A 25,048-nucleotide genomic window follows, 5' to 3' on the forward strand; every position below is an offset into this window, starting at 1 on the left:
AGTACGACGGCCTGTTCACCACCGACAAGCCGGTGATCTTCGCCTACCACGGCTACCCCTGGCTGATCCACCGCCTCGCCTACCGCCGCACCGGCCACCGGAATCTGCATGTGCGCGCCGCCACCGTACGCCAGCGGATGGCCGACGTCCGCACCCGCCACCAGGCCTGGATCCGTGAGCACGGCACCGACCTCCCCGAGGTCGCCGACTGGACCTGGAACAGCTGACCGCCCCTCACCTCGACCCTCACCGCCCGGAAGGAACTCACCGCCATGACCGTGCACGTCGGCATCAACGGCTTCGGCCGCACCTACCTGCGCGCCGCCCTCCACCGTGCCGAGGAAGGCACCCAGGAGTGTGCCGTCCGCTCTCGTGCTCGGGGTGCAGCAGCAGTCGGGTCAGCTGGTCGAGGGTGCCGCCGGCGCGGACCACGGGGCAGGCGATCGCCGCAGTGATCCGATGCCCGTGCTCGGCCGCGCCTGGCGGTCCTCGCGCAGGACCAGACTTCGACCGTCGCAGGCGAGTCGGCTGTAACTGCCGGTGGCGTAACGGCCGGTGAGGTCGCCGAGCAGGACCGGATCGGCCGCGGCCGGGGGCAGGTGGCAAAGGCCCAATGGGCCGGACGGGTGCGAGAGTTGTTGCGGGAGGTCTGCCTGACGGGTGTTGTCTGGCACGGTGGGGTCGTCTCGCAACGACATGGACGCCGCACAGGCCCGCTAAAACCACGGGTGGTGTCCGGAACCGACCTCCATCGGAACCAGTAAGGTCCCCACGGTGGCCATCCTGGAGGCCCACGTAGGCCTGGCCCCGAGCGGAGGCAGGCGTCCCCATCGCAGCTCGACCGAGGTCGAAGCAGAGCAGCGCCAGAGTCACCCAACCGTGATCCACACCGGCCAACTCGATTCCCTTAAACCAGTTTCAGAGGCTGCCGCCTCTCACTGCCCGTGAGCGACCCGGGTCGAACCGGGGTCGAATCAGAGCGATTTTCTCTGACTGCCTCCGATCGCCTCTGCGACCCGTCCTAGCAGGTCACAGCCTCGTCGCCCCACATAAGCGCAGGTCAGAAAGGTGCGCTAGATGTACCACTGGGCCTTTTCGACGTGGCCACCGATCGGGTGATGACCTTGGTGCCCGCAACGGACAGGGCTCCCGTGCCGTTGGGTGAGGTGTTCGAAGTCTCAACCTGCCGGTCCAGGCGCCCTGTTGGTTCCCCGTCCTGCCGCACTCGACCTGCCTCATGCGCTGGTCGAGTGGGTCACGATGCTTGTCGTCACCCGTGAGGGTGACCGCCGCTGCAAGCTCCCGCCGCGCCAGCGCGCCCTCGCCTACCTGCGCAAGCCCGACTCCCCAACGGACTTGGCGGCGTTGGCCGATGGTTCACTTACCGCTTCGCATGTTCCGCACTGGGCCCGGATCTTCAAGCGGGGTTCGTGGATTGGATGCGTTCAGATTGCCGGACGCGATGATCCGGCTGGTACAGCAGCAGAATTCGTAAATTTGCGAATCAAGGTGGTCGTTGCCGCGATGGGAGGAGTTCGAGGCGAAGCCGGGCCGAATTCGCCTTCCTTTCACCTCGTTGGACGGGTTGTTGCAGGCCGACAGCGTGATCAGATGTCGTGGCGCAGGGTGGCTGGGGCATCGTTCACATGGGAAGGAATCGCTGGCAGGCGGAGAGCCTGAACCAGAACGTCTTCGCACGAGACGCTGTTGCCGAGGGCATCGGTAACTGTGGTGACGTTGTCGTACGCGTGGGGGTCGACCTGGCCAGTGCGTCGGTCACCTTGACGGACGTTTCACAGCGTGGGCAAACCTTGTGTTCGGTTCCCTTGCGGGCTTGGAATCGGCGGCTTCTCTGACGGCGGCCACGACGACCGCTGCCAATCGGGCCGCTCTACGGGCCGAGGCCGCCTCCGAGCACGCGTCCGGTGATCATCTCGGACGTGATCCGTACGAACACCACTTCCCCCAGCGGCATCCAGGAGCGGGGACCGGCCTCCGACAGCCGTGCGTGCTCGGCGGGATCGGTGACCACAGCAGGCTGCCCGGTGACGACCGCGCTCCAGCCGGACCTGGTCTCGGCGTCGAGCTCGTCCGCTTCGAAGGCGATCACGGCTCCGTCGATGGCGTGTACGAGGTCCGAGTCGGGAGAGGTGCACAGCTCACGGAGGCGTTCGTGTCCAGTGGGAAGTCGATGGGGAGGACAGCGGGCGTTGTCTGTCGGGTGTAGACGACGCGGCCGACCGGCACCTTGGCCAGCAGGCGCACACACTCTTGGCGGTCGAGTGTGCGAAAACCGTCGCTCCGGATCATCCGCCCAGCGTCCCCCTGGAGCTCAGATCGGGGTAGGGCCGGCCGGCCCTACCCGCACGCGCGAGTCAGCTGGCCGTAGCCATGGCCTCACATGGGCACGCCTGCAAGCCGCTGCACTGCACGCTTTCGGGGACTGCCGGTTTTGAACCCGGGACCGTCTGTCCGGAGGCAGGGACTGATGGCCCATGCCACTGGTGAGTCCTGCTGCGGAGAGTGGTCACGGGGTGCCGTTCCGCTGGCAAGGGGCCTGTGGTGCGCATGGGATCCCTGTGGCGCAGTACCACTATGCAAAGGAAGGGCGGACGACATGGTCCAGCCGACAGAGTCGAAGAGCGGCAGCGCACCGTCGGATGTGCCGGTATCCCGGCGGGCCTGGCTGATGCTGGCCCTGGCCACCGTCGGGTTCGCGGTGAACTTCTGGGCGTGGGCGCTTCTCAGCCCGCTCGGCCCCCGGTTCAAGGACAGCCTCGATCTGTCGTCGTTCCAGCAGTCGCTGCTGGTGGCGGTGCCTGTCGTGGTCGGCTCGCTGGGCCGTATCCCGGTCGGCGCGCTGACGGACCGGTTCGGTGGCCGGGTCATGTTCCCGATCGTGTCCGCGGTCACCGTCGTGCCGGTCCTCTACCTCGGCCTGGCCGGGCACTCCTCGCTCACCGCACTGCTGGTCGGCGGCTTCTTCCTCGGTATCGGCGGCACCGCCTTCGCCGTCGGCGTGCCACTCGTCAACGCATGGTTCCCGCCCGAGCGACGCGGCCTTGCGATCGGAGTCTTCGGCGCCGGCATGGGCGGCACCGCGATCAGCGCCTTGTCCACGGTCAAGCTGGTGGACGCGAAGAGCATGTCGACCCCATTCCTGATCACCGCCGCGGTTCTTGCGGCGTACGCCCTGATCGCCGCGCTGCTGCTGCGCGACGCGCCCGGCCGTGTCGTCCCGACCGCGCCGCTGACCCGTCGGCTGGCTGCCACCGCGCGCCTCGGCATCACCTGGCAGGCATCCGCCCTGTACGCGGTGGCCTTCGGCGGCTATGTTGCGTTCTCCGTCTACCTGCCGACCTACCTCAAGACCGGTTACGGCCTCACACAGGCCGATGCCGCGAACCGGATGGCCGGGTTCGTACTTCTGGCGGTGGCGATGCGTCCGATCGGTGGCTGGCTGGCCGACCGGCTGGGGCCGGTCCGGGTCCTGGCCGGCGCGCTGGCCATGGTCGTGATCGGGGCCGTGACCCAGTCCTTCACCCCGGCGCTGGCACCGGCGGGCACCATCGCGTTCCTCGACATGGCTGCCGCGCTCGGCGCTGCGAGCGGGGCTACGTTCGCCCTGGTGGCGCTGCTGACCCCGGCCGACCAGGTCGGCTCCGTCACCGGCGTCGTCGGCGCCGCGGGCGGACTGGGAGGTTTCCTGCCGCCGCTCGTCATGGGCTCGCTGTACGGCGAGTACGGAACCTACGCAGCCGGCCTCGCCCTGCTCGCAGTGGTTGCCGCCGCGGCGCTGGTCTTCACCCTCACCCGTGTCCGCGCCGAAGTCGAGGGCGGTGAGCGCAAGCCGCGCACCGGCCCTCAGCGCGGGCACCACACCACCGCGGGCACCACCGCGTAACGGCTCGCCGACGAGACGGACAGGGACGAAAGACAGGGAGAAGAGCCGGTGTACGAGCGCTGCGGCTGCCAGTCACCAGCGACGATCGAGGAGCTGACCCGCGAGCACGATGTGGTCGCAACCCTCATCAGCCATGTGCGAGACGCTCGGCGCGACGGCTGCGTGTCCCGCATGGCCGAGCTCGCCCGCGAGATCGCCGCCGTGCTGGGCCCACAGACCCAGATGGAGGAACACGGGCTCTTCCCAGCGCCGGCCGATGACTTCCCCGAGAAGATCGCCGTCCTGGAGGCCGAGCACCGACAGGTCGAGGCGGTGCTGGCGGAGGCGAGCGGACCGTTCCTGGCCGACCCGGGGTGGCCCGACCGATTGCTCGACGTGCTCGACCTCCTGCGCGATCACATCCTCAAGGAACAGGACGGCGTCTTCCCCCCGGCTCCGGCGCTCCTGTCCACTGAGCAGTGGGAAGCCGCCGAGGCCGTACGCGTCACGGCAGGCGGCGTCTTGGCCCGACCCACCGTCTGACCGGACCGTGCGGATGCCCGTGCCCCCAAGCCCGGACCCACCGGTTCCCGAACGACGCGTCACGAGCATGTGTTGCTCGTGGCGCGGCTGTTGACCCCTGAGGGGCCAGCAGCCGTAAAGTCGGCCGTGGCCGGATTCGTTCACGACCTCGAACGGGCCCGCACGCCCGGGGGCGGAGTGCTGCGGTGACCACGGACAGCCCGGATCGGGCACGAGCAGGCATGGACGGCGAACTGGCCGAGGCGCTGGTACGCAGCCGCCGCTTCTTCACCAGGGCCGAGGTCTCCGAGGACCTGCGCACCCTGCACCGCCAGGCGGGCGGCAGGCGGACGAGTTCTATCGTGATCGCTGGTCGCACGACAAGGTGGTGCGCTCCGCCCACGGGGTGAAACTGCACCGGCTCGTGCTCGTGGAAGGTGTATGTCAGGGACGGCATCATCACCTGGGGGGCACAGCAGACCGACTACCCGTCGGTCGGCCCGGACCGTCTTGAGTACGAGCCGCAGGGCTGCCCGCGCGGGGCGGCCTTCTCCTGGTACACCTACTCGCCCACCCGGGTGCGCTACCCCTACGTGCGCGGTGTGCTGCTCCAGATGCATCGAGAGGCGAGGGCTTGCCTCGGGAAACCGGTGGCGGCTTGGGCGGACATCGTCTCCGACCCCGAGCGCGCCCGACGCTACAAGAAGGCACGCGGCAAGGGCGGCCTGCTCCGCGCGGGCTGGGACGAGGCGGTGGAGATGGTAGCCGCCGCCCATGTGCACACGATCAAGGGTACGTCTCCTTGGCACTGACCATCGTGCTGGGTCTGTCGGCCACCGTGGCCGCGAACGTCGTCGGAGGGGATACGACTACCGCGAGACCATCTCCCCCTGGTTCCGTTCCCTCTTCTACCTCCAGCCCGACCCGGACCTGATGACCGGTGCCCCGATCCTGTTCCGGCTGCAGGCGATCAGCGCCCTGCTGCAGCGCTGACCGCTCGGCCACGCCTGCTGCCGTCACGCCTGCCACCGGGGCTGTGAGCAGCACGACTACGACGGCTATGACGCCGATCGATGCTTCGAAGACGGCGGAGCGGCGCTCGAGCGGACTACGCCGGTAGCGCCACCCCCGTACCCTGCCGCCCTGTTTCGGGGTGTGGTCGATCCGTCCGCGTGCCTACTTTTTTGTCCATGCAGGTACAGCGCCTGACCGACGAAGGCAGCCGGCAGGGGTCATCAGGTTGTTGCGGCGGGGTCATCGGGCCCTGCGATGGTGGTGCTTTCGGCACGAGTGCGTGTCCGTGGGTCATGCGGCTCGTCGGGAGCCGGACGCAGGCCGGAGTCGTCCGGTGTTCGTCGCGGTGACAGCCGGTGTGGCCCGCTTGCGGTAGACCAGGTAGGGCCGGGCAAGGTAGCCGATCGGGGCGCTCCAGACGTGCACCAGCCGGGTGAACGGCCAGGCCGCGAAGAGCAGGCAGGCGGTCAGGGCGTGCAGTTGGAACAGCAGGGGTGCGTCGGCGATCGCCTCCGGTCGCGGCTGCAGGACGAAGAGGCCACGGAACCAGACGGAGACTGTTTCGCGGTAGTCGTAGCCGGGACCGAACACGTTGTGCATGGCGGTGGCGGTGATGCCCAGCAGGACGGTGGCGGACAGCAGGGGGAAGAGCAGTTTGTCGCTGCGGTCGGTGCCCAGGCGGATTCTGCGGGTCAGCAGGCGGCGGGCGCAGAGCATGCCGAGCCCTGTGACCATGGCGACGCCTGCCACCGAACCGGCCCAGACGGCCGTGGTGTGGTAAGCGTGTTCGGAGATGCCGGCCGCCTCGGTCCACGAGTCGGGGACGGCGAGTCCCACGACGTGCCCGGCGATCACCATGAAGGCGCCGAGGTGGAACAGCGGACTGCCCCAGCGCAGCCAGCGGTGTTCCAGGAGCTGGCTGGTGCGTGAGGTCCAGCCGAACTGGTCATGACGGTAGCGCCAGACGTGTCCGACCGCGAACACCGCGAGGCAGATGTAGGGGATCGCGACCCACAGGAGGAGGTCGGTGCCGCTCGTGGACCCGGCGGCCAGGGGGACGGGTGCGGCGTTCATCGGGGGCCTTCCGTACGGCTGGTCGGAGCGGGCGGCACGAGGGTCGGCGCGGCGGGCAGCGGCGGCGCGAAGGTGCCCGGCGGAGCGAACTCACCGTCTCCGTAGGTCCCGTAGGGGTCGAGGCCGACCTCCTCGTTCGGCGGACCCTCGGCGACGAGCTTCGCCACTGCCACGCGGTCCGCCTCGGTGGGCGGTGGCAGCAGGGTGAGCAGCGCGGCCAGGACGTGCCGGTAGGGGGAGTAGGCGTCGGTGAGGGCGCGGTGGATCAGTTCGAGTCCGCGCCGGTGCTGGCGCAGCGGTGCCTCGCCGCCGCCCGGCCCTGCCAGGGCAGCGAACTCCAGGACGACGGGGAGGTGGTCGGGCAGTTCACTGCCGTCGGTGTCCCAGCCGGCGGCCCGATAGCGCTGGTTCAAGGTGAGCAGAGCCATGCCCCGGCGACGGGTGTCGCCGTGCAGGTAGTAGGTGAGGTAGAGGCTGCTCTTGCGGCGCAGGTCGAACATCTCGACGTAGTGACGTTCGAGGGTGTCGGGTTCCTGGCCGGTGAGCCAGGTGGTGAAGGCCGTCAGATGCTCGGCGGGGGGCGAGGGCGGGAGCGCCTCGACGGCCGCTGCCAGTTCCGTTCGTGCGGCGGTGAGTTCGCCGTCCGGGTACTGCAGCAGGAGCGAGGACATCCGCAGCAGCAGGGTGCGGGCCTCGGTCTCCTCCGGGGTGAGCCGGGACGGACGCCGGACGGCTGCCCGGACACGGGTGCGCACAAGGGAGGGAAAGGTGGAGGGCAGTGGGCTCATGGACGGCCTCCGGCAGTGGTGTCGCGGCGCAGGGTGGGCAGGCCGAGCATCACCCGTCGGCCACCGGGCTCCGCCGGTTCGTCGGACGACTCGACCGGGCAGCGGTTCTCCATCGCTGTCAGCGCGGCCGCGTCTTCCCTGTGCGCGGCCGGAACGACGTACCGGTCCTGGTACTTGGCGACGGCGAGCAGGCGGTGCAGGTCCTCGGCCTCGCGCGGGGTGAGCCCGACGGCCTTGAGCACCGCCTCGTCACCGGCCTCGCCGAGGGTGAGTTCGCGCATGTACGAGCGCAGTGCCGTGAGTTTCATCAGCACCCCGGCGACGACCTCGCTGTCCCCCGCGGCGAACAGCTCCGCCAGATACTCCAGCGGGATGCGCAGCCGGGTGACGGCGGCGAAGACGTGGTCGGGGTCGTCCTGGTTGCCGCCCGCCGCGTCGACGGCGTCGAGGACGGGGGAGAGCGGAGGCACGTACCAGACCATCGGCACGGTCCGGTACTCCGGGTGCAGCGGCAGGGCCACCTTGTACCGCATGACCAGGTCGTACACCGGCGAGCGGCGAGCGGCGGCCAGCCAGTCCTCCGGGATGCCCGACTCCCTTGCGGCGGCGATGACCTCCGGGTCGTTCGGGTTGAGGAAGACGCCGCGCTGGGCCTCCAGCAGGTCGTGTTCGTCGGGGGTGGCGGCGGCTTCGCCGACGCGGTCGGCGTCGTAGAGGAGCAGCCCGAGGTAGCGCAGCCGGCCGACGCAGGTCTCGGAGCACACGGTCGGCTGGCCGGCCTCGACGCGCGGGAAGCAGAAGGTGCATTTCTCGGCCTTGCCGGTGGCGTGGTTGACGTACACCTTCTTGTACGGGCACGCCGTCACGCACATCCGCCAGCCGCGGCAGCGGTCCTGGTCGACGAGGACGATGCCGTCCTCGACCCGCTTGTACAGCGCGCCGGACGGACAGGCGGACACGCAGGCCGGGTTGAGGCAGTGTTCGCACAGTCGGGGCAGGTGGAAGAGAAAGGTCTGCTCGAACTCGAACTTCACCTTCTCCGCCCACTCGCCGGTCAGGTTGGGGTCGCCGCCCGCGTTCTCGGGGGCGCCGCCGAGCCCGTCCTCCCAGTTGGCGCCCCAGGTGATCGAGGTCGGTTTCCCGGTGAGGACCGAGCGGGGACGGGCGACGGGGATGTCCTGGCCGACGGGGGCGGACACGAGGTTGTCGTAGTCGTAGGTGACCGGCTCGTAGTAATCCTCGATGGCGGGCAGGTCGGGGTTGGAGAAGAGTGAGAGCAGGCGCCCCAGGCGGCCGCCGGAGCGCAGGACCAGGCGGCCCCGCTTGTCGAGCATCCAGCCGCCTTTCCAGTGCTCCTGGTCCTCGTAGCGGCGGGGGTAGCCGACACCCGGCTTGGTCTCGACGTTGTTGAACCAGGCGTACTCGACGCCGGTGCGGTTGGTCCACGTCTGCTTGCAGGTGACGGAACAGGTATGGCAGCCGATGCACTTGTCGAGGTTCATGACCATCGCGATCTGGGCCATGACGCGTCCGATGGTGGCTTCGCCACGGGGCATGTCAGTACTCCACTTCCTGGCTGCGGCGGCGGATGACGGTGACCTCGTCGCGCTGGTTGCCGGTCGGGCCGTAGTAGTTGAAGGCGTAGGTGAACTGTGCGTAGCCGCCCGCCAGATGGGTGGGTTTGACCAGCAGCCTGGTCAGGGAGTTGTGGATGCCGCCGCGCTTGCCGCTGACCTCGGTCTTGGGGACGTTCACCGTGCGGTCCTTGGCGTGGTACATGTACACCGTGCCCTCGGGCATGCGGTGGGTGACCACGGCACGGGCGGCGACGACGCCGTTGCGGTTGTAGGCCTCGATCCACTCGTTGTCCTTCACGCCGATCTTCTCGGCGTCGGCGGTCGACATCCAGATCACCGGCCCGCCGCGGGACAGGGCGAGCATGTACGCGTTGTCCTGGTACTCGGAGTGGATGGACCACTTCGAGTGCGGAGTGAGATAGCGGACGGTGACCTCGGCGCGACCGCGCTCGTGCAGCTGCTCGTCGCCGTAGTGCCGGCGCGTGTTCAACGGGGGCCGGTAGACGGGGAGCTGCTCGCCGAGCTCGGCGATCCAGTCGTGCTGCACGAAGAAGTGCTGGCGGCCGGTGAGCGTGTGCCACGGTTTCCTGTGCTCGACGTTGATGACGAACGGTGAGTAGCGGCGGCCGCCGGTCTCGCTGCCCGACCACTCGTACGACGTCATGACCGCGCGCGGCTGGGTGCGGGTGTCGGCGAAGGTGATCCGCTCCGCCTCGCGCTCGGAGGCGAGTTCCACCAGGCCCTCGCTGCCCGTCTGCTGCTCCAGTTCGCGGAAGCCTTCGGCGGCCAGCCGGCCGTTGGTGGTGCCGGACAGGGCGAGGATCGCCTCGCACATGTCGGTGGCGGTGGCCAGGGACGGCCGGCCGGCGGCCACGCCTTCACGGACCGTGCCGTTGCGGCGGCGCAGTTCGTCCAGCTCCTGGTTCGGGTGGACGGTGACGCCTTTCGTCGTGGTGCCCAGGGTGTCCAGGAGCGGGCCGACGGCGCGGATCTTCTCGGCGACGGCCGTGTAGTCCCGTTCGATCGTGACCAGCTTGGGCATGGTGCGGCCCGGGATCGGCTCGCATTCGCCGGCTTTCCAGTCCCGTACGACGCCGCCGGGCTGGGCGAGTTCGTCGGGGGTGTCGTGCAGCAGCGGCACGGCGAGAACGTCGGTACGGGTGCCGAGGTGCTCGGCGGCGAGTTCGCTGAACCTGTCGGCGATGGTGAGGAAGGCGTCGTAGTCGGTGCGGGCCTGCCAGGGCGGGGCGATGGCCGGGGTGAAGGCGTGTACGAAGGGGTGCATGTCCGTGCTGGACAGGTCGTCCTTCTCGTACCAGGTGGCGGCCGGGAGGACGACGTCGGCCAGCAGTCCGGTGGAGGTCATCCGGAAGTCCATGGTGACCAGCAGGTCGAGCTTGCCCTCGGGGGCCTCGTCCCGCCACACCACGTCCTTGGGGCGGCCCTCGGGCGGTGTCTCCTCGGAGCGGACCGCCGCGTCCGTGCCCAGCAGGTGGCGCAGGAAGTACTCGTTGCCCTTGCCGGAGGAGCCGAGCAGGTTGGCCCGCCAGACGGTCAGCACGCGAGGGAAGTTCGCCGGGTCGTCGGGGTCCTCGGCGGCGAACCGCAGCCGCCCGGACTTGAGTCCGTCCACGATGTGCTCGGCGACCGGGCGGCCCGCGGAAGCCGCCTCGTCCGTGAGGTCGAGCGGGTTGCGGTTGAAGCCGGGATGGCCCGGGGTCCAGCCGAGGCGGACCGCCTGCGCAAGACAGTCGGCGGTGGACCTGCCGGCGAAACGGCCCTCGCCCAGCGGGGACGCCAACTCGTCAGGCCCGAAAGCCTCGTAGCGCCACTGGTCGGTGTTCAGGTACCAGTAGGAGGTGCCGGCCATGTGCCGGGTGGGCCGCTGCCAGTCGAAGGCGAAGGCGAGGTGCTGCAGGCCCGTGAGCGGGCGGATCTTCTCCTGGCCGACGTAGTGGGCCCAGCCGCCGCCGTTGACGCCCTGGCAGCCGGTCATGGTGGTCAGGGCCAGGAAGGCCCGGTAGATGGTGTCGGAGTGGAACCAGTGGTTCGTGCCGGCACCCATCGCGATCATGGAACGGCCTTTGGTGCGTTCGGCGTTGCGGGCGAACTCACGGGCGATCCGGGCCGCCTGCTCGGCCGGAACGGACGTGATCGTCTCTTGCCAGGCCGGCGTGTACGGCTCTGATGCGTCGTCGTACGAGGTGGGCCAGACGCCCGGAAGCCCGGGTCGATGGATGCCGTACTGCGCCAGCATCAGGTCGAAGACCGTGGCGACCAGACGGCCGCCGATCCGGCGCACCGGCACCCCGCGCACCATGACCGAGCCGCCTTCGGTGGCGCCCTCGTCGAAGCGGGGGAGCGCGATCTCCGCCGTGTCCTCGGCCCGTTCGAGCAGGGTCAGCTCGGGCACCACATCACCCAGTTCGAGGTTCCAGCGGCCTCGCCCGGCCTCCCCCCACCGGAAGCCGAGCGAGCCGCCCGGGACCACCGGCTCGCCGGTGGCCCGGTCCAGGAGGACCGTCTTGAACTCGGCATGCTCCTCGCCATGGCCGAGATCAGCGGCGGTCAGGAACCCGTCGGGGACGAGTCCGCGATCGTGCTCGCGCAGCGTCACCAGGAACGGCGCGTCCGTGAACGTCCTCAAGTAGTCCTGGAAGTAAGGCACTTCGCGGTCGACGAGGAACTCGCGCAGGATCACGTGCCCCATGGCCATAGCCAGCGCACCGTCCGTGCCCGGGTGCGGGGCCAGCCATTCGTCGGCGTGCTTGACGTTGTCGGCGTAGTCGGGGCTGACGGCCACGATCTTGGTGCCGTTGTAGCGGGTCTCGGTGAGGAAGTGCGCGTCAGGCGTGCGGGTGACAGGGATGTTGGAGCCCCACATGATCAGGTAGCCGGCGTTCCACCAGTCCGCCGCCTCCGGTACGTCGGTCTGGTCGCCGAAGACCTGCGGGGAGGCGATCGGCAGATCGGCGTACCAGTCGTAGAACGACAGCAGGGTGCCGCCGATCAGCGACATGAAGCGGGCGCCGGCCGCGAAGGACGCCATCGACATCGCCGGGATCGGCGAGAAGCCCGCCACCCGGTCCGGGCCGTAGGTCTTCACAGTGTGCACATGGGCGGCGGCGATGAGCTCGCTGACCTCGTCCCAGTCGGCGCGCACCAGGCCGCCCTTGCCGCGCGCCCGCTTGTAGGCACGGGTCTTGGCCGGGTCGCCGGTGATCTCCGCCCAGGCCGCCACCGGGTCGCCCAGCCGCCGTCGGGCCTCACGCCACAGCTTGAGCAACGCGCCGCGCACGTAGGGGTAGCGGACCCGGCTGGGGGAATAGGTGTACCAGGAGAACGAGGCGCCCCGCGGGCAGCCGCGCGGCTCGTACTCGGGGCAGTCGGCACCGATCGACGGGTAGTCCGTGGCCTGATGCTCCCAAGTGATGATGCCGTCCTTGACGTACACCATCCACGAGCAGGAGCCCGTGCAGTTCACGCCGTGGGTGGAGCGCACGACCTTGTCGTGGGACCAGCGGTCCCGGTAGAAGCGCTCCCACCGGGGGTCGCCCTCGGCGAACACGGCGCGCCCATCGGCCGACACCTCGCGGCGGGTCAGCAACCGCCGGGCGGCCAACGGCCAGCCCTCACCGGTGTGCGACGTCCGGCGCCGTGCGTTCTGATCGTTCTCCATGGCCGGAACGGTAGGTGGCGAAGACCTCGGCCCACCCGGGGCCGAGGGGCCCTGACGGGGGGCCCTCCGGCCCCATCCGACCGGCGCCCGTAGGGCCCAATGGCCCCGGTGGTCCGAGCTGGCCGACGGCGCGGCCGGGTGCCCCGTACATGCTGGCCGCTGTTGTTCGCACCCCGCGCCCCGAATGCCTCTCCAGCCTTGGCGGGGCTCGTGAGGCGGACGCTCTCGGTCACGTCCACCTGCGGGTACTTCTCCAGCCAGGGACTGAGCGCATTGCCCGGCTCGCTCTGCGTGTCCCCTGTCATCGCTTCGGCGGTGGCGTGGTCCACGCCCCAGGGCACGCACGCGTGCAGCGGAACGCTACGGCCGTGCACGACCACCAGCGGAACCTCCCTGGCCGCGGCGGAGTGGAACGCGAATTCGAGCAGGTCGTCGCCTGAGGTGCGCAGTTTCAGAGCCACCACCACACGGCTCGCCGAGGCCGGTCCCGCCGCCTCCTCGCCGGTTCCTGCGCGGACCAGAGTCACCGGCCGCTCCGCCCGTGCCACGACCGGCAGGCTGACATCGCCCATGAAGTAGCTCTCGACGGACTCCGGTCCCCGGGAGCCGAGCACGATCATCTCGGATTCCGTCGCCGCCTGGAGCCGGGCCTTCTGGGCGTCATCGGCCACCAGGCTCCCGACGACGGACAGGGCGGGATGCCGGGCCTGGTGTTCCGCCTTTGCGGGTGGACGAGTCGCTTTGCCCAGTAGTTCTGGTCGACTTCGGTGGAGGCGTGCGCGGGTTCCGGCGCCGGCAGGGGCGACGCGTGGAGCAGTCGCAGCGTGAGCCATCGCTTCTCGGCCTCGCCTGCGGCCCAGCGGGGGGCGGCGAGACTCTCGGGTGAGCCGTCGAGGCCCACGGTGACGACTGGCTTCATGGCGACGTACTCCGCCTGGTACGAAGCTGGATGCGACGGGGAATGGCCGCCAACGAGTCCGATGGCTGGGGCGCTCCGGATGTTGCCGAGGAGCCGAGCGCGGTGCTTGCTCTCCTACGAGGAGTACCGCATTCCTTACTCCGGCGCATGTGGAGTGGAGGATCCTGGACCGCATACCGCTCCCATAGGGACCTTCGGCCCAAGGCGCGGAGCCTCTCGGCGTCGCACGGTGAGAACACGTTGTGCAGGCCCGGCCGACAAGTCACGGGAGGCCGACTCATGAGCGCACAGGGATCGCCGTACGCATCCGGTCCGCAGCCCGGGCGCGGCGGCGACACGTTCAAGGGCGCGAACTCCCTGAGACGCCCGTCCGACAGGATCGAGTGCTGGTTCCGCCGTCTCCTCATGGTCGTGCTCGTTGTCGGGATGCCGGTGGCCGCGCTCGGCGCGGGACTGACGTCCTACGAGGCGTCGATGCGCACCGGGCGAACCCAGGCGGCACAACGGCATCAGGTCACTGCTCGTCTGACGTCGGACGTGAAGGGCGGAGACTGGGCGAAGCGGGCGGCACCGGTCCGCTGGACCGACGGCGACGGCACCGTGCGGACGGGCACCGCTCTGGTGAAACCGGGCATGGCGGAAGGCGCCACCGTGCGGATATGGGTCACGCGGCAAGGAACCGTCACCACCGAACCGACGAGCGCGCTCAACGCGACGACCAGCGGATGGCTCATGGGTGCAATGGCGGCGTTCGGCGTGGCCGTCGGGTCCCACGCGGCCCGTGCCGGCATGAGCCTGGTCCTGGACCGGAGAAGGTACGCCAGATGGGCCGCCGAGTGGGAACTCGTCGAACCCCGGTGGTCCGCACGATTCCGCCGCTGACGACCCGGAGCCGGGCCGAAGAGCCGTGGTCTCCGGCCGGCGCACAACCTGTGGCCCGCCGCGTGTGGCACGTTGAATACAGCACATTCTGAGGAAGGGCGGCACCATGAGAGCTCACCTCGGCGACCAGCTCGTCATCGAAAGCACGAAGACCAGCGCCGCCAGGCGCGACGGTGAGATCGTCGGCCTCCACCACGCGGACGGAACACCCCCGTACGACGTGCGCTGGTCGGACACGGACGAAGTGACACTCGTGTTTCCCGGACCTGATGCACACGTCCACCACCTCGAACATGGACGGTCCGGGGCCGGTAACCGGCCTTCCGCACCTGTCCCCGCCGAGACGGCGGCATCGTCACACGGACCCCACCCCGGAGATATCGGCCGACGCATAGCCGTAGAACGCCGGAATCGGGACCTCAGCCTTGAGGAGACGGCGCGACGCGCCCGCATGTCCGCGGGCTACCTGGAGTATCTGGAGGAACATCCCGGCGACCCGAGTGCGGCAACTCTCGTCAAGCTGGCCGACGTGCTGGGCACCACCGTCACCGCGCTGCGTGGCGGAGGAACGGATCTGCCGCCCGGCCACGCACAGGTGCGGCTCCATCCCGAGTTGCGCGACATCGGCCCGGAGGAATGCCGCACCCTGCTCTCCACCCACGGCGTGGGGCGCATCGCGGTGTCGGCTGCCGACGGCCGCCTGGCGGTGCTTCCGGTCAACTACGACGTCGTCGACGACGCGATCGTCTTCCGGACGGCGCCGCACTCCACACCGGCGTCGGCCGTCGGCAGCGAGGTCGCCTTCGAAGTCGACCACATGGACGAGGCCCTGCGCCGGGGCTGGAGCGTCCTCGCCATCGGACCCGCGACGGTTGTGACCAAGCCCGCGCACATGCACAGGCTCACCGAACAGGCCCACACCACGCCATGGGCGGGGGGTGAGCGCGAGATGTGGGTGTCGATCCGGCCCGTAAGGCTCACGGGCCGGCGCATCACCCCGGTCGATGGCTGAGAACAGCGCCCCGTCTGGAAGGCGCCCCACGGTCCACCGGCCCCGGCCCGACCGTTCCGTCGTTGATCACTTGGATCGGTGATCGCCGGTGTCCGGTTGTTCGAGATGCGAGGCGAGGACCGCTGCCTGAACCCGGCGCTGCACGCCCAGCTTGGCGAGCAGACGGGAGATGTGGTTCTTGACGGTCTTCTCCGACAGATAGAGCTTCTTGCCGATCTCGCGGTTGGTGAGCCCGTCGCCGATCAAGGCCAGGATGTCTCGTTCGCGGGGGGAGAGGCTCGCCAGCTCGGACGGCACGGCAGGGGTGTCTGCGGGATCGGCGCGCAACGAGCGCATCAGTCGGGCCGTGGTCGCCGGGTCGAGCATGGACTGGCCCGATGCCACCGTGCGGACGGCCGAGACCAGGTCGGAGCCCCTGATCTGCTTGAGGACGTAACCGGAGGCGCCGGCCATGATCGCGTCGAGGAGCGCTTCCTCGTCGTCGAACGAGGTCAGCATCAGACAGGCCAGCTCCGGCATCTGGTTGCGCAGCTCCCGGCAGACCGAGATGCCGTCGCCGTCCGGCAGACGTACATCCAGGACGGCGACGTCGGGGCGCAGAGCCGGGCCTCGTGCAAGGGCGTGGTCGACGGTTCCGGCGTCGCCGATCACCGATATGTCAGGCTCGGCGTTGAGCAGGTCTGCCAGACCACGGCGGACGACCTCGTGGTCGTCCAGCAGAAACACCCGGATCGGGCTCTGCTCGGTGAAGACACGTGGCTCTGGCATGGCGACCCCTCGTTCCCCGGTGGAGGACAGACCTCGGGGCTGTCCCTGACGCCGATCATCACTTGCCGGGACCGAATGTACTAGGGCCGACCGGCCCCACTCACCCGAGAGGCGCCGCTGATGTGGTGATCATGAAGTGCTCCCGGGGGGCCTCGCCGGGGAGAGGCGGCGCGACCCGGTAGCCCCACCGCCGCACTTCCCGGGAGGTTCACGCACGACCGCTGCGGGTGCCGTCTGCCGGATCCTCCTCCGCATGGGCCGCCTCGCCGCGGTGCGAGACGTCGAAGTCCACGTCCACGACGCCCTCGACGGCGCGCACCAGTCGTGCCGCGACCGGCACCAGCGACATGTCCCTGATCTGTCCGACGAGCTTCACAGCACCGTCCCGCACCTCCACACGCACCTGGGAGCCCGGCTGGGGGAACAGGTAGGAGACGACCTCGCGCCGTATCTCCTCGGCCAGCTCCTCGTCGGTGCGCAGGAACACCTTGAGGAGATCGGCACGGCTGACGACGCCTTCGAGCATGCCCAGGGCATCGACGACAGGAAGCCGCTTGACTTTGGCCCTGGCCATGACCCGGGCGGCCTCGGCGAGTGTGGCGTCCGGGTGGACGGTGAGAGCGGGGGACGTCATCAGTTCGCCCGCGGTCACCGCGCCGGCCTTGGCCAGGTCGGACAGGCGGCGCAACTGGGTGTACCTGTCGGGGTCACTGTCGCGGAACTCCTCCTTGGGCAGCAGATCCGCCTCCGAGACAACGCCTACGACACGGCTCTCGCCCTCGATGACGGGCAGGGCGCTCACCTTCCAGTCCTGCATCAGCCGGACCATCTCCGTGAAGGTTGCCCCGCGGCCGACCGCGGCGACGGTGTGGGTCATCACATCGCTGACGATGTGCGGTGTGCCGTGCATGGCCACTCCTTCGTCCTTGTCCGGGGTGAGGTCAGCTGAGGCTGCCGGCGCCGTACGGGGCATACAGGTCCAGGAGACGGGTCCTGGCCGCGCGGAGACGGTGGGCGAGGACTTCGCCGACCCATCGGGCGACGGCATGGCCCAGCGCCGGATCGTCCTGGCACATCGACCGGACAGCCGTGGCGTCGAACTCGTAGGCCCGCACCGGAGTGGTCGCCTCGGCTCCCAGGTGCCAGACGTGCGGGGTGAAGAGCCAGGACCAGCCGACCAGTTCGTTGTGCCCGAGGCTCTCGATGACGGCCGCCTGGCGGCCGGGCACGCGCATGTCGAGCTCGATCGTGCCGGTGCGGATGATCCAGAAGCGGTCGGCGCGTGCGCCTTCCTCGAAGAGGCGTGTTCCCTGCGGGATGGACACCTCCCGGGCGACGCGCATGACCCGCTGGTGTTGGTCGGCGGACAGCGACCGCAGCATGCCGGGTGTGCGGGAAGAGTTCATGGCAGGCCTCCACGGCGGGATGTAAGGGCTTCCGGCACCAGCGTGTGCCGGGGTCCGCCGGCCAGGCCATGGGCCACCCGGCCCACGGATCGGTCCATTCGGTACCTAATATGAACTTTTAGGCATGGTGTTGAGAGAGGTCATCCGATGCCGGGAAGGCCGGGCCGGTGGCGAGGGCTGGACGGAGCCCAGGGTGACAACCGGGCTGAAGGGCTCAAACCGGGCGCCAACCGGTCTGCACTCATGATGAGTTGGGCTGTACGGTCCTCCGGCGCGGGGACCTTCGGCACCCCTGCGGGCCCGTGTGGCCGCTGCCCTGATCCGGTGTGGCGCAGAAACATCGTTCCTTGATCAGCCCGTACCAAGCGACTTGCACAAGGAGCACAGCCATGCCCAGAAACTCGGCGAAGGGGGAGCGAGCGGCACCCGATGCGGCTCTCGGTCTCCCGGCAGCCTCCGCGCTCGTGATCGGCACCATCATCGGCACCGGGATCTTCGCACTCCCGTCCGCTCTCGCCCCCTACGGACCTGTCTCTCTCGTCGCCTTCGGCGTCGTGACAATTGGCGCGCTGGCCCTCGCGCTGACCTTCGGGGCACTGTCGAAGCGGGTTCCGGCGAGCGGTGGGCCGTACGTCTACGCCCGGGAGGCGTTCGGCGAGTTCGCAGGGTTCCTGAACGCGTGGTCGTACTGGATCACCGCATGGGCCGGCAACGCGGCGATCGCAGTGGCCTGGGTCGGCTACGTCGAGGTGTTCATCAACACCGGTCACCGGACGTGGGTCTCCATGACCATCGCCCTCGGCGGGCTCTGGGCAGCGGCCGCGATCAACCTCACCGGCGTCCGCAACATGGGCGGGTTCCAGGTGATCACCACCGTGCTGAAGTTCGTGCCGCTCGTCTTCATGGCGACCGTCGGACTGTTCTTCATCGACCCCGGCAACTTCGGCCCCTTCAACGCCAGCGGCCGGTCGGCGGTCGGTGCGATCTCCGCCGCGGCCGCCATCGCGCTGTTCAGTTACCTCGGTCTGGAGGCAGCTTCGGTGGTCGCCGGCCGGGTGCGTGAGCCGGAACGGAACGTGCCCCGCGCCACTGTCTACGGCACCCTCCTGTGCGCCGTCATCTACATCCTGGGCACGCTCGCGGTCTTCGGAACCGTCTCGCACGGGGTACTCGGCAACACCACCGCACCGTTCACCGACGCCGCGAACAACATCGTCGGTGGCGCCTGGGCGGGAGACGTGGTGGCGCTCGCCGCGATCATCTCGGGTATCGGAGCTCTCAACGGCTGGACCATGCTGTGCGCGGAGATGCCCTACGCCGCCGCGCGCGACGGACTCTTTCCCGACGCCTTCGCCAAGTTGCGTGGGGAGAGCGGAGTTCCCGCCTTCGGCATCATCGCCTCCACCGTGCTGGCCTCGCTGATCACCGTGTTCAGCTACACGCGCTTCGAGGACGTCTTCACCAAGATCGTGCTGCTCAGTGTGCTCACCGCGGTGATCCCGTATCTGTTCTCCGCCGCAGCCCAGCTGTACTGGCTGCTGGTGCGCGGACGGGTATCCCTGAGCTCACGCCGCCTGACCCGCGACCTCACCGTGGCCGCCCTGGCGCTGGCCTTCTCCTACTGGTCCATCCAGGGCAGCGGCTACCAGACCGTCTACTACGGGCTGTTCGTGGTGCTGCTCGGGCTGCCCGTCTACATCTGGCTCAAGCAGCGCCAGGGCCGGTACGGCGACGCCGAGTCGGTGCTGCCTGCATCCCGCGCTCCGCGCGAGGAGCGTGCCCCGGAGAATCCAGCCACCCCCAAGCGACTCTCCCGGGCGCTGGGCACCAGCCGAGTCGGCGGCCCGCGCAAGCGCAACGACTACCACCACCAGGACTGACCACGACGTCATCGGGGCTGGCCGACGCCGTCACGAGTGATCGGTCCCCACCTCACGACAGAGGAAACAACGCCATGAACACGTTCCATGTCGACTCCGAAGTCGGCCGGCTGCGCCAGGTCATCCTGCACCGCCCGGGCATCGAACTCTCCCGCCTCACCCCACGCAACGTCGACGCCCTCCTCTTCGACGACATCCTCTGGGCCAAGCGCGCCCGCGAGGAGCACGACTCCTTCGCCCAGGTCCTGCGCGACCACGGCACCCGGGTGCACTACTTCGCCGAGCTGCTGGCCCAGACCCTGGACGGCGCCGAAGCCCGCAACTGGCTGCTCGACCGGGTGATCACTCCGGCGGCCGTCGGACCCGCGCTGATCGACCCGGTGCGGGCACTGTGCGCCGAGCTCGACGGGGAAACCCTCGCCGCACACCTGATCGGCGGCCTCCTCAAGAGCGACCTGCCGCTGGCCACTCCGCACAGCCTGGTCTGGAACACGCTGGACGCCGACGACTTCGCCCTCGCCCCGCTGCCCAACCACCTCTTCCCGCGCGACAACTCCTGCTGGATGTACGACCGTCTGTCGGTCAACCCGATGGCCAAGGCGGCACGACGGCGCGAGAGCCTGCATGCCGAGGCCGTCTACCGCTTCCATCCGATGTTCGCCGGCGTCGCTCCCGCACCGATCCTCGACGGCTCGGTGGGCACCCTGGAAGGCGGCGACGTCCACGTCCTGGGCAACGGCGCCGTCATGGTCGGCGTGGGGGAGCGGACCACTGCCCAGGCGGTCGAGAACCTGGCCGCCCGGCTGTTCACCGAGGGCACGGCACACCGGCTCGTCGCTGTCCGACTCCCCGCCGCCCGCGCCTACATGCATCTCGACACCGTGCTGACGATGGTCGACCACGACACCTTCGTCATCTACCCCGGGCTGTCCGACTCCCTGCGCTCCTGGACCCTCACCCCCAGCGGCTCACGCGAGTGCGGCTTCGACGTCGCCCCCAACTCCGATCTGGCCACCGCCCTCGCCGAGGCCCTCGATCTCGACAAGGTCCGGATGCTCTGCGCCCCGCAGGACATCCGCAACGCCGAGCGCGAGCAGTGGGACGACGGCAGCAACTTCCTCGCTCTCGCCCCCGGCGTGATCGTCGGCTACGAGCGCAACGTCACCACCAACACCTACCTGCGCAAGCAAGGCATCGAGATCGTGACCATCGCCGGCGCCGAACTCGGCCGTGGCCGCGGCGGTCCACGCTGCATGAGCTGCCCCGTCGAACGCGACCCGGTCGCCTGAAACCCAGGGGGAACCATCATGACAATCGACCTGCGAGGCCGCTCCTACCTGAGCGAACTCGACTTCACCGCCGCCGAGATCCACCACCTCCTCGACCTCGCCGCCACCCTCAAGGCGGCCAAGCGCAACGGCACCGAACAGCCCCGGCTGACCGGGAAGAACCTCGCGCTGCTCTTCGAGAAGACCTCCACCCGCACCCGCTGCGCCTTCGAGGTCGCCGCTGCCGACCAAGGCGCAGCGACCACCTACCTGGGCCCCGGCGACACCCACATCGGCGGCAAGGAGTCCATCGCCGACACCGCTCGCGTCCTGGGCCGCATGTTCGACGCCATCGAGTACCGCGGCTCCGCCCAGAGCCTCGTCGCCGAACTCGCCGCCCACTCCGGAGTCCCCGTCTACAACGGGCTCACCGACACCGCGCATCCCACCCAGAGCCTGTGCGACGTCCTGACCATGCGCGAGCACAGTCGCAAGCCCCTGCCTGAGATCGCATACTGCTACCTCGGCGATGCCCGCAACAACATGGGCAACTCCCTGCTGTCGATGGGCGCCCTGCTCGGCATGGACATCCGCATCGCAGCGCCGGCCCGGCTGTGGCCCGACCCTGCCCTGGTGACCACCTGCCGGGGAGCGGCCGAGCACAGCGGCGCCCGGATCACCCTCACCGAGGACGTCGAGAGCGCCGTACGCGGAGCGGACTTCCTGCACACCGACGTCTGGGTCTCCATGGGAGAGCCCGCCGACACCTGGCGGCAGCGCATCGAACTGCTGCTGCCGTACCAGGTCAACGACAAGACGCTCACCGCCACCGACAACCCCGACGTGAAGTTCATGCACTGCCTGCCGGCCCTGCACGACAGCCGCACCCGCCTCGGCCGCGAACTCCTCGACACCTACGGCCTGGACGGACTCGAAGTCACCGACGACGTCTTCTCCTCGCCCGCGTCGATCGTCTTCGACCAGGCCGAGAACCGGCTGCACACCATCAAGGCCGTACTCGTCGCCACCCTGGAGGACTGAAGCCATGCGTATCGTCGTCGCCCTCGGCGGCAACGCCCTTCTCCACCGAGGCGAACGCCCCGACGCCGCGGTCCAGCAGGCCAACATCGACCGGGTCACCACGGCCCTCGCCGCCCTGGCCCACGAGCACGAGCTCGTCCTCACCCACGGCAATGGCCCCCAGATCGGCCTCCTCGCCATGGAGAGCGCTTCGGACCCCGCCCTCAGCGCTCCCTATCCGCTGCACCTGCTCGGCGCCCAGACCCAGGGCATGATCGGATCCCTGCTGGCCTGCACGTTGCACGACGCCCTGCCCGGCCGCCGCATCGCCACCCTCGTCACCCACACCCTCGTACACGCCGACGACCCGGCGTTCGCACGGCCCACCAAGTTCGTCGGCCAGGTCTACTCCCGGGAACTCGCCCGCACCCTCGCCCGCAAGCGTGGCTGGCACATCGCGCAGGACACCACAGGCTGGCGCCGCGTCGTGCCCTCACCGGCACCCGAGCGGATCCTCGAGACCACCACCGTGCACGAGCTGCTGAACAGCGGGACCCTGGTGATCTGCGCGGGCGGTGGAGGTGTTCCCGTCACCGCCGACGACGACACCGGGGCGCTGACCGGCGTGGAAGCAGTCATCGACAAGGATCTCACCGCAGCCCTGCTCGCCGAGGACCTGAAGGCTGACTTCCTGCTCATCCTCACCGATGTCCCGTGCGTCTACGAGGGCTACGGCACCCCCGGCCAGAAGCCAGTCCTCGACGCCACGCCCGCCGAGTTGCGCCGCAGAGGTCTTCCCGAGGGCTCCATGGGGCCCAAGGCCGAGGCCGCGGCCCGGTTCGTCGAGCGGACCGGAGGGCTGGCCGCCATCGGCGCGCTGGACGCGGCGTACGAGATCGTTCACGGCAGGTCGGGCACCCTGATCCGCCCCGATCTCACCGCCGACTGAGAAGCCGGCGAGGAGTCGTGGGGCCGTCCGGCCCCGGCGACAGGGCCGGACGGGCCCGCCCACGGGCTCCGCACGGCACTCCCGCCGGCGATCACGAACGGCAAGCATCGAACCGTGGGAAATGAACCGAGGAGAGGAACGGCGATGACCGCAACCGTGACAGTCGGTGATCGAGTCACCGAGGCCTGGCGAGGGTTCGCCGGGACGAACTGGCGCGAGCAGATCGACGTACGTGCCTTCATCCAGGCCAACCTCACCCCGTACGAGGGCGACGCCGCATTCCTGGCCGGACCCACCGACCGCACGCGCGCCGTCTGGGAGAAGGTCAGCGCGCTGTTCCCCGAGGAGCGGCGCCGGGGCGTCCTCGACGTCGACACGGCCACTCCCGCCACGATCACCTCGCACGCGCCGGGCTGGATCGACCGCGACCGCGAACTGATCGTCGGCCTCCAGACCGACGCTCCGCTGAAGCGCGCGATCATGCCCAACGGCGGTCTGCGCATGGTGGAGAACGGCCTGAAGGCGTACGGATACGAGCCCGACCCGTTCGTCACCAAGGTCTTCGGGACCTACCGCAAGACCCACAACGACGGCGTCTTCGACGCGTACACGCCCGAGATGCGAGCCGCCCGCAAGGCCGGCATCATCACCGGGCTGCCCGACGCCTACGGCCGCGGCCGGATCATCGGCGACTACCGGCGCGTCGCCCTGTACGGCACCGACCGGCTGATCGAAGCGAAGCGGGCCGAGAAGGCCCTGCTCGACGGCCGGCCGTCGAGCGAGCACGTCATCCGCGACCGTGAGGAACTCGCCGAGCAGATCAAGGCGTTGGGCGAGCTGGCCCGGATGGCGGCCACCTACGGCTGTGATGTCTCCCGCCCCGCCTGCACCGCGCACGAGGCCGTGCAGTGGCTCTACCTCGGCTACCTCGCCGCCGTGAAGGAGCAGAACGGCGCCGCAATGTCGCTGGGCCGCACCTCGACCTTCCTCGACATCTACCTCCAGCGCGACCTCGATGAAGGCGTGCTCGACGAGACCCGCACCCAGGAACTCATCGACGACTTCGTCATCAAGCTGCGGATCGTACGGTTCCTGCGCACCCCCGAATACGACGCCCTGTTCTCCGGCGACCCCACCTGGGTGACCGAGTCCATCGGCGGCATCGGCGACGACGGCCGCCCGCTGGTCACCCGCACCTCCTTCCGCTTCCTGCAGACCCTCTACAACCTCGGCCCCGCCCCCGAGCCCAACCTCACCGTGCTGTGGTCGCCACGACTGCCAGGCGGGTTCAAGGAGTTCTGCGCCCAGGTGTCCATCGACACCAGCGCCGTCCAGTACGAGTCCGACGAGCTGATGCGGCCGCGCACCGGGGACGACACCGCGATCGCCTGCTGCGTCTCCGCCATGGCGGTGGGCAGGCAGATGCAGTTCTTCGGAGCACGGGTCAACCTCGCCAAGGCACTGCTGTACGCGATCAACGGCGGCGTGGACGAGATGACCGGCGAACAGATAGCCCCGGCAGCGGCTCCGCTGACCGGCGACTACCTGGACTACGAGGAACTGTCGACCGCCTACGACCGCGTCCTCGACTGGCTGGCGCGCACGTACGTCGACGCGCTGAACGTCATCCACTACATGCACGACAAGTACGCTTACGAGCGGCTCGAGATGGCCCTGCACGACTACCCGGTGCACCGCTTCATGGCCTGCGGCATCGCAGGTCTCTCGGTCGCCGCCGACAGCCTCTCCGCCGTCAAGTACGCTCAGGTGAAGGTGTTCCGGGACGCCACCGGCCTCGCCGTGGACTTCCGCACCGAAGGAGACTTCCCGGCCTACGGCAACAACGACGACCGCGCCGACAGCATCGCCGTGGGCCTCGTGGAGTCCTTCATGGCCAAGGTCCGCGAGCACCCCGCCTACCGGGACGCCGAGCACACCCAGTCGGTGCTGACCATCACCTCGAACGTCGTCTACGGCAAGCACACCGGCAACACTCCCGACGGACGCCGCTCCGGCCGGCCCTTCGCTCCGGGCGCCAACCCGATGAACGGCCGTGACCGGCACGGTGTGGCCGCTTCCGCGCTGTCGGTGGCCAAGCTTCCGTACGAGCAGGCCCGCGACGGTATCTCACTCACCACGACCATCACCCCCGAGGGGCTGGGGCACTGGCCGGGGGAGCGGGCGGGCCATCTGGTCGGCATCCTCGACGCCTACATGTCGGCCGGCGGCTTCCACATGAATGTCAACGTGCTCGACCGTGCCACCCTCGAGGACGCGATGAAGCACCCGGACAAGTACCCCGACCTCACCATCCGGGTCTCCGGATACGCCGTCAACTTCGTCCGCCTGACCCGCGAGCAGCAGCTCGACGTGATCAGCCGTACCTTCCACGGAACGCTGTGAAGAC

The 25,048-nt window shown here is 69.4% G+C and carries 18 protein-coding genes and 7 pseudogenes; 14 read left to right on the forward strand and 11 right to left on the reverse strand.

Annotated elements, in window-relative coordinates; translation table 11 throughout:
- Together ACN6LD_RS10440 and ACN6LD_RS10445 are read left to right on the forward strand one after the other, a co-directional pair.
- On the forward strand, positions 1 to 227 hold a 227-nt coding region (locus ACN6LD_RS10440), incomplete at its 5' end, for a phosphoketolase family protein (RefSeq protein WP_445042962.1).
- Positions 228 to 1,203: 976 nt separating this feature from the next.
- Positions 1,204 to 1,377, forward strand: a pseudogene (locus ACN6LD_RS10445) (IS5/IS1182 family transposase); the annotation flags it as partial.
- A gap of 514 nt (positions 1,378 to 1,891) precedes the next feature.
- Here the strand turns inward: ACN6LD_RS10445 and ACN6LD_RS10450 are convergent.
- Positions 1,892 to 2,265, reverse strand: a pseudogene (locus tag ACN6LD_RS10450) (pyridoxamine 5'-phosphate oxidase family protein).
- Between ACN6LD_RS10450 and ACN6LD_RS10455 the strand changes: the two are divergent.
- The 5 genes and pseudogenes from ACN6LD_RS10455 to ACN6LD_RS10475 all read left to right on the forward strand — a co-directional run.
- A pseudogene (locus tag ACN6LD_RS10455) lies at positions 2,249 to 2,320 on the forward strand (hypothetical protein); the annotation flags it as partial. The pseudogenes ACN6LD_RS10450 and ACN6LD_RS10455 overlap by 17 nt on opposite strands.
- 297 nt (positions 2,321 to 2,617) lie before the next feature.
- Positions 2,618 to 3,904 (forward strand): MFS transporter, encoded by a 1,287-nt coding sequence (locus ACN6LD_RS10460; protein WP_415924831.1) that lies wholly within the window; start codon positions 2,618 to 2,620, stop codon positions 3,902 to 3,904.
- A gap of 48 nt (positions 3,905 to 3,952) precedes the next feature.
- Positions 3,953 to 4,426 carry a hemerythrin domain-containing protein gene (locus ACN6LD_RS10465; RefSeq protein ID WP_319187988.1) on the forward strand — a complete coding sequence of 158 codons (474 nt, stop codon included), beginning with the start codon at positions 3,953 to 3,955 and terminating at the stop codon, positions 4,424 to 4,426.
- A gap of 221 nt (positions 4,427 to 4,647) precedes the next feature.
- Positions 4,648 to 5,208: pseudogene (locus ACN6LD_RS10470) on the forward strand (nitrate reductase subunit alpha); the annotation flags it as partial.
- A complete protein-coding gene (locus tag ACN6LD_RS10475) occupies positions 5,180 to 5,398 on the forward strand; it encodes a respiratory nitrate reductase subunit gamma (protein WP_415924830.1) in 219 nt (72 codons plus the stop codon). The pseudogene ACN6LD_RS10470 and the gene ACN6LD_RS10475, both read left to right, overlap by 29 nt.
- Positions 5,399 to 5,710: 312 nt before the next feature.
- Here ACN6LD_RS10475 and narI read toward each other — a convergent pair whose 3' ends face one another.
- From narI to ACN6LD_RS10500, 5 genes and pseudogenes are all read right to left on the reverse strand, one after another.
- A complete protein-coding gene (gene narI / locus ACN6LD_RS10480) occupies positions 5,711 to 6,493 on the reverse strand; it encodes a respiratory nitrate reductase subunit gamma (protein ID WP_319187986.1) in 783 nt (260 codons plus the stop codon).
- The gene (gene narJ / locus ACN6LD_RS10485; RefSeq protein WP_319187985.1) at positions 6,490 to 7,281 is read right to left on the reverse strand and encodes a nitrate reductase molybdenum cofactor assembly chaperone; all 792 of its coding nucleotides are present in this window, start codon (positions 7,279 to 7,281) and stop codon (positions 6,490 to 6,492) included. Before narJ ends, narI begins: the two co-directional genes overlap by 4 nt.
- Positions 7,278 to 8,837 carry a nitrate reductase subunit beta gene (gene narH, locus ACN6LD_RS10490; protein WP_445042963.1) on the reverse strand — a complete coding sequence of 520 codons (1,560 nt, stop codon included), beginning with the start codon at positions 8,835 to 8,837 and terminating at the stop codon, positions 7,278 to 7,280. The genes narJ and narH overlap by 4 nt, the downstream gene beginning before the upstream one ends.
- Before the next feature lies 1 nt (position 8,838).
- Positions 8,839 to 12,537, reverse strand: coding sequence for a nitrate reductase subunit alpha (locus ACN6LD_RS10495; protein ID WP_445042964.1), 3,699 nt, complete (start codon positions 12,535 to 12,537; stop codon positions 8,839 to 8,841).
- 194 nt (positions 12,538 to 12,731) lie between these two features.
- A pseudogene (locus tag ACN6LD_RS10500) lies at positions 12,732 to 13,456 on the reverse strand (universal stress protein); the annotation flags it as partial.
- Between the two features lie 279 nt (positions 13,457 to 13,735).
- Between ACN6LD_RS10500 and ACN6LD_RS10505 the strand changes: the two are divergent.
- Positions 13,736 to 14,338 carry an Rv1733c family protein gene (locus ACN6LD_RS10505; protein WP_319187981.1) on the forward strand — a complete coding sequence of 201 codons (603 nt, stop codon included), beginning with the start codon at positions 13,736 to 13,738 and terminating at the stop codon, positions 14,336 to 14,338.
- Between the two features lie 106 nt (positions 14,339 to 14,444).
- Positions 14,445 to 15,350 carry a DUF1918 domain-containing protein gene (locus tag ACN6LD_RS10510; RefSeq protein ID WP_319187979.1) on the forward strand — a complete coding sequence of 302 codons (906 nt, stop codon included), beginning with the start codon at positions 14,445 to 14,447 and terminating at the stop codon, positions 15,348 to 15,350.
- Positions 15,351 to 15,416: 66 nt separating this feature from the next.
- On the opposite strand, the gene ACN6LD_RS10515 is transcribed toward ACN6LD_RS10510, so the two are convergent.
- The 5 genes and pseudogenes from ACN6LD_RS10515 to ACN6LD_RS10535 all read right to left on the reverse strand — a co-directional run bounded on the left by ACN6LD_RS10515 (position 15,417) and on the right by ACN6LD_RS10535 (position 17,524).
- Positions 15,417 to 16,118, reverse strand: a complete 702-nt coding sequence (locus ACN6LD_RS10515) for a response regulator transcription factor (RefSeq protein WP_319187977.1) — start codon at positions 16,116 to 16,118, stop codon at positions 15,417 to 15,419.
- A gap of 208 nt (positions 16,119 to 16,326) precedes the next feature.
- Positions 16,327 to 16,569, reverse strand: coding sequence for a BON domain-containing protein (locus tag ACN6LD_RS10520; RefSeq protein ID WP_445043018.1), 243 nt, complete (start codon positions 16,567 to 16,569; stop codon positions 16,327 to 16,329).
- Positions 16,549 to 16,647 (reverse strand): annotated as a pseudogene (locus tag ACN6LD_RS10525) (CBS domain-containing protein); the annotation flags it as partial. The pseudogene ACN6LD_RS10525 and the gene ACN6LD_RS10520, both read right to left, overlap by 21 nt.
- Positions 16,648 to 16,659: 12 nt before the next feature.
- Positions 16,660 to 17,166: pseudogene (locus ACN6LD_RS10530) on the reverse strand (CBS domain-containing protein); the annotation flags it as partial.
- On the reverse strand, positions 17,060 to 17,524 hold the full coding sequence (locus ACN6LD_RS10535) for a cyclic nucleotide-binding domain-containing protein (protein WP_319187974.1): 465 nt from the start codon (positions 17,522 to 17,524) through the stop codon (positions 17,060 to 17,062). The gene ACN6LD_RS10535 and the pseudogene ACN6LD_RS10530, both read right to left, overlap by 107 nt.
- A gap of 389 nt (positions 17,525 to 17,913) precedes the next feature.
- Between ACN6LD_RS10535 and ACN6LD_RS10540 the strand changes: the two genes are divergently transcribed.
- The 5 genes from ACN6LD_RS10540 to pflB all read left to right on the forward strand — a co-directional run bounded on the left by ACN6LD_RS10540 (position 17,914) and on the right by pflB (position 25,044).
- Positions 17,914 to 19,404, forward strand: a complete 1,491-nt coding sequence (locus ACN6LD_RS10540; protein ID WP_319187972.1) for an APC family permease — start codon at positions 17,914 to 17,916, stop codon at positions 19,402 to 19,404.
- Between the two features lie 74 nt (positions 19,405 to 19,478).
- Entirely contained in the window at positions 19,479 to 20,693 is a 1,215-nt protein-coding gene (locus tag ACN6LD_RS10545; RefSeq protein ID WP_319187970.1) for an arginine deiminase, read from the forward strand.
- Positions 20,694 to 20,711: 18 nt separating this feature from the next.
- On the forward strand, positions 20,712 to 21,713 hold the full coding sequence (argF, locus tag ACN6LD_RS10550; protein WP_319187968.1) for an ornithine carbamoyltransferase: 1,002 nt from the start codon (positions 20,712 to 20,714) through the stop codon (positions 21,711 to 21,713).
- Between the two features lie 4 nt (positions 21,714 to 21,717).
- The gene (locus ACN6LD_RS10555; protein WP_319187965.1) at positions 21,718 to 22,641 is read left to right on the forward strand and encodes a carbamate kinase; all 924 of its coding nucleotides are present in this window, start codon (positions 21,718 to 21,720) and stop codon (positions 22,639 to 22,641) included.
- A 144-nt stretch (positions 22,642 to 22,785) separates the two neighbouring features.
- Positions 22,786 to 25,044, forward strand: coding sequence for a formate C-acetyltransferase (gene pflB, locus ACN6LD_RS10560; RefSeq protein WP_319187963.1), 2,259 nt, complete (start codon positions 22,786 to 22,788; stop codon positions 25,042 to 25,044).
- Positions 25,045 to 25,048 lie beyond the last annotated feature (4 nt).

The sequence above is a fragment of the Streptomyces sp. SAS_272 genome (assembly GCF_052543235.1).